The following is an 18,716-nucleotide window of genomic DNA, read 5'->3' as shown; positions in this document are numbered from 1 at the left end:
GAAAGTAAACTTCCCCGTTTACTTTCCTTATTTTGTATTTCTTTCAAGACGAGCGTATACTTATAGTAGAAATAAAAAGGAGGGCCATATATGAAACTAAAAAAATCTCCCCTACTCTTACTTATACTAACATTCATATTTGTAATTACAGGACTTGGGTTTACTTACTTCAAACAAAATAAAACGACCCCATCAAAACATAATGTGACAAAAGAAAACTGGTTAAATGACCCTTACTTACGTTGGTCGTATACACATATGAAAGAATTCACTTTAGTTAATGACGTAAAAATCAATCCTGACCAAACTGCTCACTTCCCTTCCGCATTGCAAAACTTAGACGATTTTGCTGTGGAGCGTAGATTCGGAAATACAACTCCTCTAAAAAAACTTTTAGACGATAACAAAACAGATGCTTTTGTCGTTGTACATAATGGACAACTTGTTTATGAACGATATTTCAATGGGTATAAACAGAATGAACCTCATGGTATGGCATCATTAGCAAAAGTCTTTACCGGGGCAATTATACAATCTCTCGCTGAAGAAAATCGTATTGATTTAGAGAAAACAGCTGACACTTACATAAAAGAATTAAAAAATACACCGTTCGGAAAAGCGACACTTCAGCAATTAATGGACATGCAAGTTTCAGCAGAATACCCGACCCACGGATATGAGCAGCCTGGGCTAGAAAATCAAGATGCACAATTATATTTAGCTAGCAATATTTTACCCCGCGGCAAAAATTACGATGGTCCGATGAAAATTTATGATATGTTACGAGAAGCCGAAGAAACTGCACCGCCTGGTTCTTCCTTTTCTTACAATAACGGATCAACAGAAACGCTCGCTTGGATTATTAGAACTATTACTGGTAAATCACTAGCTGAAAATGTAAGCGAACGAATTTGGTCTCAAATTGGTATGGAAGAAAACGCGTATTACGTTACAGATGAAACAAAAATAGAACAAGCAAGCGCTGGCTTAAATGCAACTGCTAGAGATATGGCGAGATTCGGGCAATTACTATTAAACAACGGGGAATATAACGGAAAACAAATTCTCCCTTCTTCTATTACTGAAGATATAAAAAATGTCCAAGAAGGTGAACTTGCAATTGGCCCTGGAGCTTCCATTTCTTATCATAATCAATGGTGGATTCCCCACAATGAACAGGGTGCTTTTGAAGTGTTAGGTAGTTACGGACAAACACTTTACATTGATCCGAAAGCAAATATGGTAATTGTCCACTTCTCTTCTAACGCTACGCCAAGTAATGAAATACATTCAGTTTACTCAAATATGTATATTGATATTGCACATCATTTGGAGAAGCTTCCACGGTAGTGGAAGCTTCTTCTTATTGCGTTGTTTTATTTGAAACCACTACCCTCATCACGGTTATTCATAATGAAACTTTTTATTAGCAATCCAATAATACGTTACGAAGAGTGTCAATAAAATCCACACTATAGTTAGTAATCCAGTAATTATTGCGTTTGAATTTACTACCCCCGTGACTAACGTTTCCATTGCATACTTACTCATACCGGCTGGATTAAGCTGATCCATTATTGGATTCAAACCGACGATTACTCTGCAGGCTAAAAGGAATACAATTGAAATTAATGCAATAATACCTTGACTGTGAAAAATAGCACTTATCATTGTTGTGAAAGATACGATAAAAAGAACCCAAATTAGATAAAATAGTAATCCAGTAATTAGGTGTGCAAATGGAACGGCAGTAAAAAGAAAATTTACATATAGATAAGAAGCTACGTATCCAATTGTTACACTAAACGCTACCATTAAATAGTTTGACACTATTTTCCCACCTACATATGAAGTAACAGTAACGGGCCTTGTTAAAATAAAGGCCAACATACCATTAGCTTTATCTGTTTGAATTGCACCCATCATAGAAATCACTAGAATCATAAGTCCAAGCTGATCAAACTGGGATCCCAAAGTACTCGCTAATACTTCGCCCCCTTTTTGCGTTGCCATACTCGGATCAATGGTAATTCCCTGTCCTCCACCTAACGCTTCTAAAATTGATGGCAAATAATGAATTACTATCGGTTGTGTTGCGCCTAAAAATATAAAAACAATTGGTAGCCAAATAATCTTGAAATCACGTAACATTTGAACACATTCTTTTTTTATCAATACAATTGAGTTATTCATTTTTGCACCACCAAATTCAAGAAGATTTCTTCTAAAGTATCGTTGCTCATTTCAAATTTAACGATGTTCACTTTCTGTTCGAGTGCATTTTGCAATAACATATTTTTATTTATTTCAATACTTTCAACCTTCACTTTGATTTTAAGCCCAACCACTTCAACGTCCTTCACATACGGTAATTTTTTTACAATTTCAATCCACTTTTGATCTTTTGCTGTTATTTCAATCATTAATTTATTTTCACTATTACGATGTAAAAGTTCCGTAATCGTTGTATCTTCTATTTTTGTTCCATCTTTTATAATGACAAATCGTTCACAGATTTCTTCTGCATCGCTTAAGATGTGGGTTGATAATAAAATGGTTGTATCTTTTTTTATTTCTTTAATCAGATTCAATACTTCCCGCCGGCCGATCGGATCTAATGCGGATACTGGTTCATCCATGACAATAAGCGAAGGTTTATGCAATAATGCTTGTGCAATACCAAGTCGTTGTTTCATTCCACCAGAAAATGTACTAACCTTTGCATTTTCTTCTTCCTTTAGTCCAACTTTCTCCAACATTTTTGGAATCGACTTTGACAATTCTTCTTTTTTCAACCCCGAAAGTTGGCCCATAAAGGTAAGTGTTTCTCTCGCTGTCATCCAATGAAAAAAATTAGGATATTGCGGTAAATAACCAATTTCACTTTTCATTTTTGATATTTTTATCCCATTCAATAAAACTTCACCAGCAGTTGGATGAATAATATCCGAAATTACTTTTATTAATGTGGATTTCCCTGCTCCGTTCGGTCCAATTAATCCGACGCATTCCCCCGCTTGCAGTTCCATCGAGAAATTATTCACAGCAATTTTTCCTTTAAATGATTTTATTACATTTTTAATCTCTAATTTCATAATTTCTCACTGTCCTTTCTCCCTATAACAAAGTACAAGATAGGTCCCAATATATTAACGAAAAGAATAATTAACGTCCATACAAGTACATTTTTTCTTGTTTTCCTATGTCGATATAAATCAATGAATGCAATTAAAACTAAAAGTGCTCCCACTGCAATAACTGGTAATATAATGGGTAGAAAAGCCATAATATCAATGTCTTTAAGATCATTCAATCCATAATGTATTTTCATTGTCATCACTCCTTTTAAATCTCATTATCATTATTGATAATGATAAAATAAAAACGGATGGATTGCAATCATTATTCTCATTATTTATAATGAGAATAAAAAACAATACATAAGGTGATATAATGAGTAATAAAGTTGAAATTTTAATGCATCCGGTAAGAATGAAAATTTGCCAAGTGTTAATGAGAAATAAAGAAGATGGGTTAACACCATTAGAAATGGTAAAAATCATTAAAAATGTACCACAAGCAACACTATATAGACAGCTACAAACTATGGTTGATTCAGGTATCGTTCATGTAATTAAAGAAAAAAAGGTAAAATCTGTTTCTGAAAAATATTACGCAATCAATGAAGAAGATGCAAAAATTGAAGGAAGTGAATGGAAAGGATTATCTGATGATGAAAAGTTAAACTACATTTCCTATTATCAGTTATCACTTATGACACAATATCAAAGTTACCTTAAGAAATTAGAGGAACAAAACAGTCAAGAAGATAAGGCTACTTTTTCTGTAGTAGAATTAAAGCTAGATGAGGAACACTTTGAAAAATTTCAAAACGAACTTAACGAATTAATGATTAAATACTACAATAACCAAAGTAAAGATAACGAAATAGAGGCTCCGATTCGGACCGTTGCTATTACAATTATTCCAGAAACTTAAATTTAATCGATATAAAAATGCAAATCAATAATCTTAACTAAATCCTGAAAACAGGATACTTCTCAAAACATCTAAACCATCTGCTTCCTATATTCTCTTTAGGAGCTAGGTGGTTTAATTTTTCTTGAATTCGCACACAAATGTAGTAATGAATGTATTATTTTTGTTATCTTTTATAAGTAGAAAGCTTCATCTTTTTAATGAAGCTTTCTATCACTTTATTAAAAAGATAATAAATTAATCGTTTCCTTTAAAACACTTCCCTTACAAAGATTGTCTGTTCATATTGGTCGAAAATTTCTTCTATAGATGAAAATAAAGTTTCTTCCGGGATGATGAACTTTATTTTTTGACCATTTTGCAACAGTTGCTTTGAAGCAAGCTAGTAACCTTTCTCTATACTATCCCTATAAGTGCTACCCCATTTCCAACCGTTTTCTTCTAGTATATTAAAAGCAGAATCTGATACAAGGCTCTATATCAACCTATCAATAAATTACCACTCTATAAATATCTGAATTTTCTTTGCATTAAAGGTTATCTCCCAAACAACCTCGAATAATTTTAATACATATACATAAGGAGGTTGATCTATTTTGTTTCGTTCCTTTACAAATGGTTGCGTCGCCTTAGTGCAACGCTTCTTGCCAGAACCGTTTATTTTATCATGTTTACTAACTGTTTTCGTTATCTTCTTTGGTATGTTTGCGACTCACCAAACACCTGTAGAAATGATTAATCACTGGGGTAATGGAATTTGGGGACTCCTTGCCTTTTCTATGCAAATGGCACTTGTACTCGTGACTGGATCTGCTTTAGCAAATGCTCCTCTTATTAAAAAAGGATTAACGAAAGCTGCCAGACTACCAAAAACGAATGGCCAAGGCATTATTGCCATTTCAATTGTAAGTTTACTTGGTGCATACATAAACTGGGGCTTTGGAATTATTGTATCTGTTTTATACGCAAAAGAAGTGGCAAGGCAACTGGACGGATTAGATTATAGACTAGCAATTGCCTCTTCTTACTCTGGATTTCTCATTTGGCATGCCGGTCTTTCTGCCTCTATCCCTCTTACGTTAGCAACAGGCGGTGAAACGTTAATTAAAACGACTGCTGGAAGTATTAAAGAGGCGATTCCGATAACAGAAACGTTATTCTCACCATACGCTCTCGTTCCAGTTATTATTTTTCTCGTTACGATGCCTCTCATTAATAAAGCGATGCATCCAGATGAAAAACATACGATAACTGTAGATCCTAGCGTGTTCCATGAAGAAGCTGCTGCTCAAGAAGTAGAAAATAATACGTTCGCTGAAAAGATGGAAAATAGCATTATTATTACACTTTGCGTTGGATTGTTAGGTCTCATTTATATTTTCAATTACTTTTATACGAAAGGTTTTAACCTTACTCTCGATATCGTGATTTTTATGTTATTAATTGCAGGTCTTATTTTCCACCGTACTCCGATTCAGTATATTCGCGCTTTTTCAGACTCTACGAAAAGTGCTTCTGGCATTTTACTTCAATTTCCGTTTTACGCAGGAATTATGGGCATGATGATTGGAGTAAATAGTGAAGGACTTTCACTTGGAGGAGCTATTTCTAATTTCTTTATTAGCATTTCAAATGAAACGACTTTTCCGCTCTTTACATTTTTAAGTGCTGGCATCGTTAATATTTTCGTTCCATCTGGTGGCGGTCAATGGGCCGTGCAAGCACCAATTATGATTCCAGCTGGCGCTGAACTTGGTGTACCTGCTGCAAAAACTGCAATGGCCATTGCGTGGGGCGATGCTTGGACGAATTTAATTCAACCTTTCTGGGCATTACCAGCATTAGCGATAGCTGGTTTAGGTGCTCGTGATATTATGGGATTTTGCGTTGTGAACTTACTATATGCAGGTTTTATCATTAGTCTATGCTTCTTATTTATTTAAACGAAAAGCTAGTTTTATACTAGCTTTTTTACATAATAAATCATTTATTTCCCATGCAATTTATAACTGTATTCCACTCTATGTCCTTAAGATGTAATGACTCAAATGCAAAAAAATCTTCGCAAATTTTTCCAATCAGGTGTGGATGTTCCCTCAAAAAATTCCACTGTAATACTTTAGGAAGAAAATGCATTTCATATTCTTTACTTCCCCGTACTACCTCATCAACTTCTCTTTCACAAATTCCCCTTATTAAATAATCATTTCTTAACTCTATTTGAATTTGTTGAAATGTATCGCTGCATTTTTTCAATTGAAGTAAACACGTAATATACTTCCGAAAAAGTTCGTTATCATACTGACAACAGTTTATAATACGATCGACTTCATTCATAATGTACGAGCCTTTTCTTCTATTTGTAATAACCATTTTTCGCGCTTTGATACTTTACTCGTTTTCACAGATTGAAAAACTGACCGTTTTATATCACGAATGCCACAAAAACGTAAAACACCTCTCTTCATCATAATCCAATCTGCTGATCGATATAACAATGCGACGTACCATAGAGGCGAGTCTAACGTATTAATAACCCACGTTTTTTTCCTTTGCAATAATCCTTTCGGCAGAGCCCCTTCATATTTATAAGCAAATCCAGCTACGAAAATACGGTCAATAAAACCTTTTAAAATAGCTGGCATCCCCCACCACCATATCGGATATATAAAGAGAAGTGTATCTGCTTCTTCCACTAATTTTCTATACCGCGCTGTCTCTTCTTCATTTATTAAATCACGTCTTTTCTTCTCTTCATTGAATACAAGTACCGGATCAAATTGTTCCTTGTATAAATCAAGCAACGTAACCGAATGATTTGTTTCCTGTAGCCCTTTTTGCACATGCTCTAAAATTGCCCCGTTAAAACTTGAAGGATTAGGATGAGCGTATATAATCAGTACGTTCACTACAAAACAACTCCCTCTATCGTTAAAGTTACCCCTTCTTTAATAACTTCTCTACAATTTGTACGTTTTTCGAACTTTGCAACAGTCGATTTAATACAGTAAGTAACTCTTCTTTTTCTAAATCTTTCAGTTTCTCTTTAACTGCACTCTCACCAGCACCTTGAATATCATAAACAACTGCCGCCATATGTTTACAATAATTTTCATACGGACATTCGCAACTACTTTTTGAAAAATCTTCGAGATCGATAACTACTTCATAATTCCCTGCATTTCCAGTAACGAAAGCAAACACTTTTTTATCTTGTATTTCAACATCTTCTACATGTCCATCTTCATAATATTCATATCCCTTATCTACAATGTACTTTGGGATCCATTTCGTTATATCTTTTAATAAGTAAGCGTACATAATTGTACCCCTTCCTTTAATTCCCTTTTGACTTCAAAAATCCTGCATGTTATTCTAATTACTGTTAAGTAGCAAGTCTACGTGACAAAACGACTGACACCTATTCGGCGAAGGTGTCTCTTTTCATTTGCAGCCGATACGAATTGCCTCTTTCAGGCACATTCAATTTTTGACACTACACACTCAACACCATTCCCTGTATCAGGCTGCTTAAGCAGTCTTTTACTCTACATACTCCGTTATTTTAAAAAAAAGAGAGCTTAGCTCCCTTTTCTCGCCTTATAAAATACCCCTTTTTCAGTATAGAGATATTCATCAGCTAATGTAATTTTCCCATCCAGTTTCAGTTCATCTAATAGTCTTGATAAATAAAATTGATGTAACATCTTTTTCGTGAATTTTCCTTCATGATGCGAAACGATATGTTCTTGAATATCTAACAATGATATTGGCTTATCTTGCTCTATCATATATTCATAAACTGTACTACGCAGTTTTACGTATTTTTCGAGTGTCACAGCAATGCGCAACCCCTTTCTTCTTAATATAAATTTTCGTAATCGGTTTTTTTGCAACAAAAAAACCTCTCCGATAAGAAGAAGTTACGTATATATCTTCGTCTTATCTCCCAGAACAAATATGTTCTGCTGGAATTAGCACCTGCATCGCGGTTGCTGGGTTTCATCGGGCCAGTCCCTCCACCTCTCTGGATAAGAAAATATTCACTTAATTCTTACTATACGTAATTTCATTTTAATTGTCAAACAAATATAACAAATAATATTTTCTTCTTTACTGTTCATACTATACATATATGAATATGCAAGGAGGATTATGAAATGCATCAAAATGCTCGCGGATATGTACAAGATTCTTTTCAATCATTACAAGAAGCAAAACATTGTTTAGAAGAAGCACTACAGACTGTTGAAAAAGATTTTAATCGCGCTCGTATTGAGCAATCCCTTTATGCGATCGAACAAGCTATTCAACGCTGCGATTACACCGTTCACATTTTAGAACAAGATTGAAAAAACTTCCCATCATAAGGTGGGAAGTTTTTTCAAATGGCATACTTCATAATTATTGCCGTTATGATTAAAAAATATACAGAATTCACAATTTCTAAAATCCCTACTTTTATAATAGAAATTTTTTTGCCATACAATATAATGGCTCGAATGACACTTGGTATAAAAATAAGGGAGCACCACGGATTAATTGCAAATACAATGATTGTTAATAGAATATGATAACCCCAAGATATAAAACGATACTTCGGATTATTTTTCTCACGTATCATCGTTTTCACATAAAACGTACTACCTAAAAAGTATAAGAATGAAATAAGTGCAATGAATAATGCTGTATGATCGATTTGTTTCATTGAAAAATAATAACTAATTAACCCACCAACACAAAACACAATGATCGCACAAATATCATTTAATAGTGCTCTTTCATTTTTTTGACGAGCGTAATACATATTCACTATAAATAATGGAATCATTACTATTACGAATAAAAGAATTCGCCACTCATATAATAAAGAAATCATCCCAAATAGGAACGCGATAGTAAAGTAAACAATAGCAGCATGTAAAAATTCTTTTTTTCTTCTTTGCTTTATGTACGTAAGAAATGGATACGTGGCTAAATAGATAAAGAACCATGCTATAAACAATGGAATATGATAAATAGTAGGTTTCCCAAGTATGATACTTAATAGAAAAGGTATAACAAGCATAGCCCATGCACCATGTTGCTTCGGAATAACTAACTTCATTAACTATACACCTCCCTTTTGAAAAGAGTTCTCACGTACTATTATACAAATAATTTTATATAATAGCGGATGCATATTGAATCTATTTTTTGACAAAAAAATGCTCCTTACAATATGTAAGAAGCATGAAAGAGGCAAACGAATATGTAAGTCGCGACCCTACCTTATATGAGTATGCTTTTCTATGCTATGTTATGCTTATCTAATATACCGTATTTCTTTTTAAATCTTGTGAGAATCGTAATCCAAGACGTACTAAATAGTAGTAAGAAAATAACATTCGAAATCGCATGACTTAAATCAAAGTAAAAACTTGCGATGTAATACGAAATGACAGTTTCCCACGTTGCTTCTCGTATAAAACCGAGAAGGCCCCAGAAATTCATAATCCAACCAAATAAAAAACCAACAATTACTCCGTAAAGAAGTCTCCCCCATAGCTTTTTCATTAAAAATGTATTACGCAATAATCCAGCTATAAAACCAATCATACCCCATGAAAACATTTGCCACGGCGTCCACGGACCTTGCCCTAAAAAGATGTTAGACACAATCGCTGCTGTTGCACCGATCATAAAACCCGCTTCACTTCCAAACACAATTGCAGAAACGATAATAACAAAAGAAGTTGGTTGTACACTCGGTAAAATAGAAAATGGTACGCGGCTAACTGCTGCAATTGCCGCTAATACAGCGACGAGAACAATTTCACGTGAAACAAACGCCTTCCTTTCAAAACGAATATAGAAAGGTAACATAATAACAACTAATAAAAACAAACTACTTAACATGTAATAACCGTCCATAATAAGTGTAGTAAAGAGTAATGTGCCTATTATTACTGCAAAAATACCTATTATGAATGCAACATATCGTTTGGACACGCTTCGTACACATCCTCCCACGTTAATGCATATGGCAATTCTTTTCGAATGAATCGATTAATAGATGTTGTATAAAAGAAGTTACCACTAAAAAATTCTTTCGGTGCATCATTCATAATAACTGCTCCATCAAATAACATCATACATTGATCCACGTATTTCGCTGCAAACTCAATGTCATGCGTTGCCATTACAATTGTTGTACCTTCTTTTTGCAGCTCCCTAAATAGTTCTCCTACTCTTTCTTTCTTCCATGGATCTAACCCCTTTGTCGGTTCATCAAGTAATAATAAAGTTGGCTTTGATAATAATGTCGTACATAACGCAAGTAATTGTTGCTCTCCTCCGCTACAATCGTGCGGATGGCGTTCTTTAAGCGAGTACAACCAAAACTGTTTTAGCGTATCTTCTGCTATTTCTTTTCCTTGTTCTCCGTATAATTCACGTGCACGTTCATACACCTCATCCCACACTGTATCAAATGTAAAATGATAATATGGATGCTGCGATACATACCCAATACTTTTAAACCGTTCTTTCGAATCAATTTTATGTATCACTTTCCCATTCCACTTTACTTTCCCTCTTCTCACTTTTTGCAAACCAGCTAAAAGCGTTAACAGTGTAGACTTCCCTGTCCCATTCTTTCCAACGAGCGCTACCCATTTTCCTTTTTCAATCGAAACTGATAAATCACGTAAAATAAGCGGACTATTTTTTTCGTACTGGAACGAAATATGCTCTGCGCTTAAAATTACCTCTTGCTTTTCACTTTGTGCTATTAGCTCATTTACATATGATATCGCTGAAAAATTATTCATTTTCATTTGCGCCTCTCGCACCGTAAACGGAATATCTCTCACATTCCACTCTAAAAATAGCCTTGGAATTTGCGGAATAAATGGACGGAATGTTTCTACTCCCCACATATTCGTAATAACAGTTTTAGGACTACCATCATACATAATACAGCCATTATCCATACAAACAACGCGTGTTGCAAGCGGGATAACTTCATCTAAACGATGTTCACTTAAAATAATCGTAATTCCAAGTTCTTCATTAATCCGTTTTAATAATCCTAAAAACTCTTTTGCAGCAATTGGATCTAACTGCGCTGTCGGTTCATCTAATAATAGCAATTTCGGCTGCATAACTAATACCGCAGCTAAATTAACAAGTTGCTTTTGCCCACCAGATAACGTGTGAACAGATTGATGCAATAAATCTTGAAATCCTAAAAAGCTAATAAGCTCTGCTATTCGTTTTTGAATAATATGTGATGGTAACCCAATATTTTCTAAAGAAAATGCTAATTCTTGAATAACTGTATCCATTACGAGTTGATTTTCTGGATTTTGAAATACCATACCAATTTCTTGAGCAGATAACAAATCAGGTACATTTTCTAATAAAGTACCATCATAATATGTATCCCCAGTACGCTTACCAATTGGAAGTAATTCTTTTTTAAAATGTTTTAATAAAGTCGTCTTCCCGGATCCTGATCCGCCGGCAAGTGCAATAAACTCTCCTTTTTGAACAGAAAGAGAAATATGCTGTAACGCTTTTTCGTTTTCATCAGCATATACAAATGATAAATTGTTTATTTCTGCATGCGCCACCATAACCATTCCCTTCCTTCCATTATAATTGGTAAACTAATAAACATCGTAAATACGATAAACATCATCCCATCGTATTGCTGAAATAAAATAGATTCGACTTTCGGATAAATGATTAACTTTCCTCCGCCATACGTACTACATATGATAGCAATTATAAATAGAATACTTAAATAACTGAGCGTATACCAATCTCGTTTTTCCATTCTATAGCGAATATATGTCGTACGTTTCGTTACACCAAATCCACGAGCTTGCATAGAATCTGCCGTTTGCAGTGCATCTTCCAATGAACAAATTAATAATACTTGCAGCAATTGCATACCATTTTTGACGCGTTCAATTATCGAACCTGAATCTACCTGCACACCTTTCGTCTTTTGAACGAGTGTGATTTTCTTTAATCGCCTTATAAACAAAGGAACAAATCTCACTGTAATCATCGTTAACAATGCAACTTTCGGTGAAATTCTTGAAAACAAATATAAAAATTTATGACTGGAAATAATATCATTGTATGACGCAAACGTAAACATAACTGCAACTAGTAATAACCCCATTACTATTCCAAACATAATCGCCTCAAGCTTAATACGGCTATCACCTAACCAAAATAATGTCGTTCGACCTCTATGCGTTAATAACGAATTAAATAAAATGACCATAAAAAAGAAAACAATTGTGCTTGGTAACATCTTTCTTATCTTTTCGCTATTTCCTTGCATCACATTTAAAATAACAATTAATAGTATTGCTCCAATTAAAAAAAGAGGATGAAGACACATCATACATAGTATCATCACCCCGATATAATAGAAAAAATTCACAAAAGGATGTAAAGAAGAAAAACTTATTTTCATAGCCCTTTACCGAATGCCTTTCTTATTGTAATACGTATACCCACTCAATTGTATCTCCTGGTTTTACCGTAGCTACACCAGCACTATGGTTTGGAAAAGCACCGTTCACACGATATTTCCATCCACTAGTATCCGCAATATCTTTTTCATATAAATCATTAATACCTTTTACATAAATACTATCTCTAGATCCGCTTGCATCAACATCTAATCCTGTACGTTGTAATACTTTATACACAGTATCGCCATCTTGTACATCCATCTTTTTCGCACCCATTATATATCCGTTATTTCCTTTTACCGAGATTGTTACTTGTTTTGCTTGCGGTTTCGGTACTGGTACTGGATCTGGTTTTGGTGGTTCAGGTTTTGGTACTGCCGGAGTCGGTATCGTTTTCTCCGCTTTATTCGGATCAACTTTTTGCTCCTGCTTCGGTGTTTCTTTCGGCTGATTCACAACCTTTGCTTCTTCTTTTACTTCTGGTGCTTTCGGTTGTTGTTTCTCTTCTTGTGCTTGCTGCTGCTCTGGTTGCTTATTTACAGCCGGCTGTTCTTTCGGTTGTTCCTGTTGTTTCTCTTCTTTCTTTACCTCTGGTTGTGCCTGCGGCTTTTCCTCTTTCGGCTTCTCTTCTACTTTTTGTTCTTGTTTCTCTTTCTGCTCTTCTTGCTGCTTTTGCTCTGATTCAGCTTGCTTTTCTTCTGTTTTTTCTTCCGGCTTCGCTTCATCTTTTTGTTCTTCTTGTTTCGCTACCTCTTCTTGCTTCGGTTCTACCTTCTTCTCAGGCTTTACAGCTGCCTCTTCACATCCGGCAAGTAGCCCAAGCGAAAGCAGTAAAGAAATGAACCATTTCACCTTACTCATCCTATCTCTCACCTTTCATACGAAAATTAGGAGCAAATAATTGCTCCTAATTTTTTGTTAAGCTGCTTTACGTCTCCATAATACATATGCAGAAGCAATACATAATACACCCATACCTACTTCTGTTGCTGCACTATGAGAAGATGCTCCTGTTTTTGGTAGACTGTTACCGTTTCCGATTTTTTTATTCTTAACCGGTTCGTTATCTACAACTACTTTTAGATTTTCATCTTTTGTTTCTTGTTGTACTTGGTTTTGTTCTTTCGGTTCTTCAATAACTTCTTTTTCTACTACATTACTTTCTGGTTCAACGACCTTTTCTGGCTCTTCAATCGGTTTTGGCTTAATTACATCACCAGCGTCTACATTAGACCAATCATAAATAGATTTTCCCATTTCCTTAAATTGAAGTAATGCTAAAAGAGCCTGTTCTGTAGCCATTCCGTTACCATTTTGATCACTTGGTAACCATTTAAATTCACCATTTGAAAGTTGATATGATAATAGGTTTTGCATTGTCTTATGAAGACGATTTTGATCTACATCTTTAACAAGTGATAATCCAATAATTGCTTGCGCAGTACTATTTGAATTTTCTTGTCCATCAGCTGAAAAACCGCCATTTTGCAGCTGTTCGTTATATAAATACGCAACAGCTTTTTGTATAGCTGGTTTCACATCTGATCGCTCTTGATAAGGAGCTAATGCTGATAAAACCATACCTGTTACATCAACGCTACTAGCACTATCTTTACTACCTAAACTATTATAAGTCCATCCACCGTCTGTATGCTGATTATTTAACAGTGCTTCCACTAGAGCAACTCTGTTCCATTTTGATTCAACTGGAATCTCATACTTCTTCGTATCAAATGCAAGTAAAGCAAATGCATAACCTGTAACAGAATTCACTTTATCTGACTCATACAATTTTTGAACTAAATTATGTCCACCTACATTTTTAGGGTCTGCACTAATTGCATTCATCATAATAATTGTTCTAGCTAAATCTGTCGCTGAAAAACGATTAATGCGCTTTTCTACTTTTTCAGTTACTGACTTAACATAATTTAATTTTGCCTCAATTGGCACATTCTTTCCAGAACGAGAAAGCGCTACAGCTACCCAATCACTTTCGATTCCATCTTGTAACATCTTGTCAGATGTTTTTGAGATTGCTTCCTCTAATTGCTTCGCTGGAATTTGAACATTCTCTTGCTTTGGTTGTTCTGGTTTTTTACCATTTTCACCTTCTGGTTTTGGCTCGACTGTCGGTTTACCATTTTCACCTTCCGGTTTTGGCTCGACTGTCGGTTTGCCATTTTCACCTTCCGGTTTTGGCTCGACTGTCGGCTTACCATTTTCACCTTCTGGTTTTGGCTCGACTGTCGGTTTACCATTTTCGCCTTCTGGTTTTGGTTCTTCTGTTTTACACGTTCCGAACTTATCTAACGTTTCTTTCAATGTTTCCTGGCTTATATTGCTCCAGTCTGAAACAAAACGAAAGACAACAACGTCTCCAGATTTTAATTTATAACTATCTGCTCCGACTTCTGCAGACTGATCATTTACATCATACAGCCAAGCACTTGTAGCCCCGGCCATTAAACCATCGATGCCTTTTACATATGTTCCAAACGACATAGTTTCAGATTCTACCTTGTCCCCCATGACCTTTTGCAGCAAACTTAAAGCTGTTTCCCCATCTTTAATTTGCTCTTCTTTCGGACATAACATAATGCCTTTTTGTGATTCCCCAATAATTGCAAGTTTTGCTGTATTTTCTTCAGCAAACGTAATATGTACTGTATTCGCAAAAGAAACAAATACAAGTGTCACTGCCATTAACGACGTAAGCAGCCACTTTTTCAACATTGCCATCCCAAAATTTCCTCCCTTACTACCATTTACACAAAAAAAGGCCCTTCAAGGGCGTGCGATTGACACTCTCTTTTTGTAAGTGTCGAACAAAAATGTACAACACCTCCTACCCGCATCATTCGCGGCTATATTTGTATAGGAAAAATAATTTTGTTTATGAACGTATCATTGTGATAACATTCACTTTTCTTGGCACAACTTACTCCCATTTAAGTTATCGTAAAACGATAAACCTATACATTCTGTAAATTTTAAATTTCTGTATTATTTTACTATTGACAAAGAATTTTGTCCATGCTTTATCGGATTTATTTTCTAAGAATAATAACTTATTAACTCTTAACTATGTAAACTCTTTTCACTAATAATGACGCCATCTTCATCCGCATAGACATATTCATTTGGATTCCATTCTACTTGTCCAAAGTGCAATGAAATATTTCGTTCTCCTTTTCCTTCTTTCACACTTCTATTTGGCATCGTTCCTAACGCTAAAATACCAATATTAATATTCTTTAGTTCACTAGAATCACGAACATACCCATTCACAATAATTCCTGCTAGCTTTCTTTCTTCCGCAATAGCTGCCAAATTATCACCGAGTAAAGCACAATTCGTAGACGCTCCGCCATCAACAACTAATACTGTTCCTTCTGGTAATGTTTGCAATCCTTCCTTCACTAGTACATTATCATCTTTCACTTTTACAGTTGCGATTTTCCCGTGGAATTGTTCTTTCTTCCCAAAAGACCGAAAAGACTGGCGACATATTTGTAATTCCTTTTCAAATTCATCACATAGATCAGTAGTTTTCCACATCTTGTTCCCTCTTTTCCTTTTTCTTTCTACATAACATATTCTTGGCTTATTATCGTTTCCCTGTCTAATATTGCAATAATTTGTATGTACGGGAAAGGATACAAAAACTATTGCCTTAAGAAGCTACCTTTATTATAATCTATTTCACGGATTAAATTCAGAATATTAAAAATTAACAAAGTGAAGAAGGAGGGATTTTATGCAAATACAAACTGAGGCAAAAAAACAACCTAGTAAACCAAAGTTTAAAATGCCTGATGCGTACGTACTACTATTTTTCATTGCCTTACTTTGCGCCATTGCTACGTACTTCGTTCCTGCTGGAGAATTTAAAAGGGTTACAAACGGGACCGTTACAACGACAATACCAGGTAGCTACCATTCTGTTCCGCAATCACCCGTAGGATTTGTTTCTTTTTTTACCGCTATTGAAAAAGGAATGACACTTGCTGCTCCTATTATCTTTCTAATTTTATTTACAGGTGGAGCCATTGCAATTCTTGAAAAAACAGGTGCTCTTGACGGTTTAATCTATCATGTTATTAACAAATTTCGTAATCAGCAATTACTTTTCATTTGTATAGTTGCTGCGCTTTTTTCTATTCTTGGAACGACTGGTATTATCGTTAACTCAGTTATCGGTTTTATCCCCATCGGCATTATCGTTGCACGCACGTTAAAATGGGACGCTATCGTCGGTGTAGCAATTATTTATTTAGGTACTTATGCTGGTTTTAATGCTACTATTTTATCTCCCTCACCTTTAGGCATTTCACAAAAGATCGCAGAACTTCCGATGTTTTCCGGGATTGGTTTACGCACCGCAATCTATATATCTTTTTTACTTGCCACTATCCTTTATATAAATTGGTATGTAAAACGCTTGAAAAAATCAAATAAAGGAAGCATCCTTGGCGACAACTGGTTTCCCAGTAACGCTCTTTCAAGCGAAAAAGAAACAGAGAAAAAAGAAGTCCCTTGGACGATACGTCATAAATTAATTTTACTCGTTTCAGCTTTATCGTTAATTGTATTTTTAATAGGCGCTTTTCGTCTACATTGGACGGACGCAGAAATGACCGCTACTTTTATTTTCATAGCAATTACAGCCGGAATAATAGGTGGTATGAAAGCAAACGATATCGCTTCTACTTTTCTAGCAGGTTGCCAAAATCTCATATACGGTGCTTTAATCGTCGGAATGGCTCGTTGTATTTCAGTCATTTTAGAACAAGGCAAATTACTTGATACAATCGTTAACCAACTCGCACAAACTCTTGAAGGACAAAGCCCTGTATTTGGCGTTATCGGTATGTACGTAAGTAGTGCCGCATTACATTTCCTTATTTCATCCGGGACAGGAGAATCGGTTATTTTTATTCCGATATTAGCTCCATTAGCTGATTTCATGCACATTACACGCCAAGTTACAGTACAGGCTGTTATGCTTGGGGAAGGTGTAGTAAACTGCTTAAATCCAACTTCTGGTGTTTTAATGGGCGTTCTCGCAGCGAGCGGGATTTCTTATGGAAAATGGATTCGTTTCATGGCTCCACTTGCACTCATTTGGTTTATCATTGGACTTGTTTTTCTTATTGTTGGGGTGAATATTGAGTGGGGACCGTACTAAAATACCCATATATAATTAACTTGATAAAATATCTATCCTATTCTCCTCTTCAATCCTATAAAAATCATTTATTCTAGTAAAAATATAAGAAGGGATTGATCATAATGATCAATCCCTTCTATCAAAATATAATACCTTTAAAAATCTTAGTTCCAAATTTTATTTACCCATTCAGGATGATCAATAAAAGGATTGCGGTTATGTTGATATTTTGTAAAAATCACTTCATTACGCTTTCGCTCTAAATCATCGACCGGGTCTTGTTCATTCCATTTTAATAAAACCGATAGTTTCCCCATGTATGGATCTTTATTGTTATTCACTTTTTCATTTAGTTCTAAATCTATTTCGCCGTTGTCCCCCTCGTAACGAACAGCCATATAAAACAGCATTCTAGCAATATCTCCTTTTACACTATCACGAGGTTCCCAAGAATCACTATCATATTTACATTCTGTCGCTTCAGAATGATTCACACCACCATTATCAAAATCTAAATTCCCTCGTGAACTATTTACAGATACATCCGTCGCTCTTAAATGATGTAGATCTGTTCCAGGTCCTGCAGTCGTTCCAAAGTCACCGTGAGATTTTGCCCAAACATGCTCACGGTTCCAGTTATTTACTCCTGATCCATTCGTAAGCTTCCCTTGCGAACGACCAGTATATAAGAGTATCACATTATTTTTATTATTTGGATCTTCATCAGTATCTCTTAGTGCTTCCCAAACCGCACTGTATGATAACTTTGTATGATTATCAATAATATTATGCAGTTCCTTCTTTAATTCTAAGCCCGTTTTTCCTATTGCGTTATTATAATATGTATCGTCATAACTTTTTACAATAATCTCTTGTGCTGATGCAGGAGCTACTTCACCGTGTATAGTATCTGTGAATGATAGAGATGCAGAACCTAAAATAAAAAATGAAGATAGTGTAACCATAGCAATCTTTGTATTTCGAAACTTCATATACCCATTCCCCTTTAAAATATAATTTGAAGCTATTCACTAAAAAATGCTTTCTAACCCCCGAAACCTTTTAGA

General features: G+C 35.1%; 20 protein-coding genes and 1 riboswitch. Of the genes, 5 read left to right on the top strand and 15 right to left on the bottom strand.

What is annotated here, in order from left to right; translation table 11 throughout:
• The first annotated feature begins 90 nt into the window (after positions 1-90).
• Positions 91-1,350 carry a serine hydrolase domain-containing protein gene (locus tag BM089_RS17730; protein ID WP_090977581.1) on the top strand — a complete coding sequence of 420 codons (1,260 nt, stop codon included), beginning with the start codon at positions 91-93 and terminating at the stop codon, positions 1,348-1,350.
• A 54-nt stretch (positions 1,351-1,404) separates the two neighbouring features.
• Here BM089_RS17730 and BM089_RS17725 read toward each other — a convergent pair whose 3' ends face one another.
• From BM089_RS17725 to BM089_RS17715, 3 genes are read right to left on the bottom strand one after another with little or no spacing between them, the layout of a single operon-like run.
• A complete protein-coding gene (locus BM089_RS17725; protein WP_061660432.1) occupies positions 1,405-2,193 on the bottom strand; it encodes an ABC transporter permease subunit in 789 nt (262 codons plus the stop codon).
• A complete protein-coding gene (locus BM089_RS17720; protein ID WP_000763099.1) occupies positions 2,190-3,095 on the bottom strand; it encodes an ABC transporter ATP-binding protein in 906 nt (301 codons plus the stop codon). The genes BM089_RS17725 and BM089_RS17720 overlap by 4 nt, the downstream gene beginning before the upstream one ends.
• Positions 3,092-3,331 (bottom strand): PLD nuclease N-terminal domain-containing protein, encoded by a 240-nt coding sequence (locus tag BM089_RS17715; protein WP_000690914.1) that lies wholly within the window; start codon positions 3,329-3,331, stop codon positions 3,092-3,094. The genes BM089_RS17720 and BM089_RS17715 overlap by 4 nt, the downstream gene beginning before the upstream one ends.
• Positions 3,332-3,453: 122 nt before the next feature.
• Here BM089_RS17715 and BM089_RS17710 point away from each other — a divergent pair, with 122 nt between their 5' ends.
• Positions 3,454-3,999, top strand: coding sequence for a transcriptional regulator (locus BM089_RS17710; RefSeq protein WP_090977579.1), 546 nt, complete (start codon positions 3,454-3,456; stop codon positions 3,997-3,999).
• A gap of 596 nt (positions 4,000-4,595) precedes the next feature.
• A complete protein-coding gene (locus BM089_RS17705) occupies positions 4,596-5,942 on the top strand; it encodes a short-chain fatty acid transporter (protein WP_000490008.1) in 1,347 nt (448 codons plus the stop codon).
• A gap of 40 nt (positions 5,943-5,982) precedes the next feature.
• Here BM089_RS17705 and BM089_RS31550 read toward each other — a convergent pair whose 3' ends face one another.
• The 4 genes from BM089_RS31550 to BM089_RS17685 all read right to left on the bottom strand — a co-directional run bounded on the left by BM089_RS31550 (position 5,983) and on the right by BM089_RS17685 (position 7,898).
• The gene (locus BM089_RS31550; protein ID WP_001006466.1) at positions 5,983-6,336 is read right to left on the bottom strand and encodes a hypothetical protein; all 354 of its coding nucleotides are present in this window, start codon (positions 6,334-6,336) and stop codon (positions 5,983-5,985) included.
• A complete protein-coding gene (locus BM089_RS17695) occupies positions 6,333-6,908 on the bottom strand; it encodes an NAD(P)H-dependent oxidoreductase (protein WP_072939069.1) in 576 nt (191 codons plus the stop codon). Before BM089_RS17695 ends, BM089_RS31550 begins: the two co-directional genes overlap by 4 nt.
• A 28-nt stretch (positions 6,909-6,936) precedes the next feature.
• Complete coding sequence (locus BM089_RS17690) at positions 6,937-7,320, bottom strand: SWIM zinc finger family protein (RefSeq protein ID WP_000271532.1); 384 nt, start codon at positions 7,318-7,320, stop codon at positions 6,937-6,939.
• Positions 7,321-7,580: 260 nt separating this feature from the next.
• A complete protein-coding gene (locus BM089_RS17685; protein ID WP_002094089.1) occupies positions 7,581-7,898 on the bottom strand; it encodes a hypothetical protein in 318 nt (105 codons plus the stop codon).
• Positions 7,899-7,938: 40 nt separating this feature from the next.
• A riboswitch (SAM riboswitch) is annotated at positions 7,939-8,037 on the bottom strand.
• Positions 8,038-8,159: 122 nt separating this feature from the next.
• Here BM089_RS17685 and BM089_RS17680 point away from each other — a divergent pair.
• Positions 8,160-8,351 carry a hypothetical protein gene (locus BM089_RS17680; RefSeq protein WP_000554029.1) on the top strand — a complete coding sequence of 64 codons (192 nt, stop codon included), beginning with the start codon at positions 8,160-8,162 and terminating at the stop codon, positions 8,349-8,351.
• A 32-nt stretch (positions 8,352-8,383) separates the two neighbouring features.
• Here the strand turns inward: BM089_RS17680 and BM089_RS17675 are convergent, their stop codons facing one another.
• The 7 genes from BM089_RS17675 to rraA all read right to left on the bottom strand — a co-directional run bounded on the left by BM089_RS17675 (position 8,384) and on the right by rraA (position 16,037).
• Positions 8,384-9,106 (bottom strand): YwiC-like family protein, encoded by a 723-nt coding sequence (locus BM089_RS17675; protein WP_072939075.1) that lies wholly within the window; start codon positions 9,104-9,106, stop codon positions 8,384-8,386.
• Positions 9,107-9,288: 182 nt separating this feature from the next.
• Complete coding sequence (locus BM089_RS17670) at positions 9,289-9,990, bottom strand: ECF transporter S component (RefSeq protein WP_071714306.1); 702 nt, start codon at positions 9,988-9,990, stop codon at positions 9,289-9,291.
• Positions 9,963-11,624 carry an ABC transporter ATP-binding protein gene (locus BM089_RS17665; RefSeq protein ID WP_016512560.1) on the bottom strand — a complete coding sequence of 554 codons (1,662 nt, stop codon included), beginning with the start codon at positions 11,622-11,624 and terminating at the stop codon, positions 9,963-9,965. The genes BM089_RS17670 and BM089_RS17665 overlap by 28 nt, the downstream gene beginning before the upstream one ends.
• Entirely contained in the window at positions 11,597-12,475 is an 879-nt protein-coding gene (locus BM089_RS17660) for an energy-coupling factor transporter transmembrane component T (RefSeq protein ID WP_002152639.1), read from the bottom strand. Before BM089_RS17660 ends, BM089_RS17665 begins: the two co-directional genes overlap by 28 nt.
• 22 nt (positions 12,476-12,497) lie before the next feature.
• Positions 12,498-13,337, bottom strand: coding sequence for a DUF4430 domain-containing protein (locus BM089_RS17655; protein WP_090977577.1), 840 nt, complete (start codon positions 13,335-13,337; stop codon positions 12,498-12,500).
• Positions 13,338-13,394: 57 nt separating this feature from the next.
• The gene (locus BM089_RS17650; RefSeq protein ID WP_090977575.1) at positions 13,395-15,218 is read right to left on the bottom strand and encodes a DUF4430 domain-containing protein; all 1,824 of its coding nucleotides are present in this window, start codon (positions 15,216-15,218) and stop codon (positions 13,395-13,397) included.
• 339 nt (positions 15,219-15,557) lie between these two features.
• On the bottom strand, positions 15,558-16,037 hold the full coding sequence (rraA, locus tag BM089_RS17645; RefSeq protein WP_029442832.1) for a ribonuclease E activity regulator RraA: 480 nt from the start codon (positions 16,035-16,037) through the stop codon (positions 15,558-15,560).
• 199 nt (positions 16,038-16,236) lie between these two features.
• Between rraA and BM089_RS17640 the strand changes: the two genes are divergently transcribed.
• Positions 16,237-17,667: a YfcC family protein gene (locus BM089_RS17640; RefSeq protein WP_090977573.1), complete on the top strand. Its 1,431-nt coding sequence runs from the start codon at positions 16,237-16,239 to the stop codon at positions 17,665-17,667.
• A gap of 146 nt (positions 17,668-17,813) precedes the next feature.
• Here the strand turns inward: BM089_RS17640 and BM089_RS17635 are convergent, their stop codons facing one another.
• Complete coding sequence (locus tag BM089_RS17635; RefSeq protein WP_016512554.1) at positions 17,814-18,641, bottom strand: endonuclease I family protein; 828 nt, start codon at positions 18,639-18,641, stop codon at positions 17,814-17,816.
• Positions 18,642-18,716 lie beyond the last annotated feature (75 nt).

It is taken from the genome of Bacillus sp. 5mfcol3.1, from assembly GCF_900114335.1.
Classification (GTDB): domain Bacteria; phylum Bacillota; class Bacilli; order Bacillales; family Bacillaceae_G; genus Bacillus_A; species Bacillus_A thuringiensis_S.
This window is presented reverse-complemented; position numbering and strand designations above follow the sequence as displayed.

Coding starts and splice junctions, on each gene's coding strand:
- BM089_RS17730 (WP_090977581.1), top strand. CDS start 91: ATGAAACTAAAAAAATCTCCCCTACTCTTACTTATACTAACATTCATA.
- BM089_RS17725 (WP_061660432.1), bottom strand. CDS start 2,193: ATGAATAACTCAATTGTATTGATAAAAAAAGAATGTGTTCAAATGTTA.
- BM089_RS17720 (WP_000763099.1), bottom strand. CDS start 3,095: ATGAAATTAGAGATTAAAAATGTAATAAAATCATTTAAAGGAAAAATT.
- BM089_RS17715 (WP_000690914.1), bottom strand. CDS start 3,331: ATGAAAATACATTATGGATTGAATGATCTTAAAGACATTGATATTATG.
- BM089_RS17710 (WP_090977579.1), top strand. CDS start 3,454: ATGAGTAATAAAGTTGAAATTTTAATGCATCCGGTAAGAATGAAAATT.
- BM089_RS31550 (WP_001006466.1), bottom strand. CDS start 6,336: ATGAATGAAGTCGATCGTATTATAAACTGTTGTCAGTATGATAACGAA.
- BM089_RS17690 (WP_000271532.1), bottom strand. CDS start 7,320: ATGTACGCTTACTTATTAAAAGATATAACGAAATGGATCCCAAAGTAC.
- BM089_RS17680 (WP_000554029.1), top strand. CDS start 8,160: ATGCATCAAAATGCTCGCGGATATGTACAAGATTCTTTTCAATCATTA.
- BM089_RS17675 (WP_072939075.1), bottom strand. CDS start 9,106: ATGAAGTTAGTTATTCCGAAGCAACATGGTGCATGGGCTATGCTTGTT.
- BM089_RS17665 (WP_016512560.1), bottom strand. CDS start 11,624: ATGGTTATGGTGGCGCATGCAGAAATAAACAATTTATCATTTGTATAT.
- BM089_RS17660 (WP_002152639.1), bottom strand. CDS start 12,475: ATGAAAATAAGTTTTTCTTCTTTACATCCTTTTGTGAATTTTTTCTAT.
- BM089_RS17655 (WP_090977577.1), bottom strand. CDS start 13,337: ATGAGTAAGGTGAAATGGTTCATTTCTTTACTGCTTTCGCTTGGGCTA.
- BM089_RS17650 (WP_090977575.1), bottom strand. CDS start 15,218: ATGGCAATGTTGAAAAAGTGGCTGCTTACGTCGTTAATGGCAGTGACA.
- rraA (WP_029442832.1), bottom strand. CDS start 16,037: ATGTGGAAAACTACTGATCTATGTGATGAATTTGAAAAGGAATTACAA.
- BM089_RS17640 (WP_090977573.1), top strand. CDS start 16,237: ATGCAAATACAAACTGAGGCAAAAAAACAACCTAGTAAACCAAAGTTT.
- BM089_RS17635 (WP_016512554.1), bottom strand. CDS start 18,641: ATGAAGTTTCGAAATACAAAGATTGCTATGGTTACACTATCTTCATTT.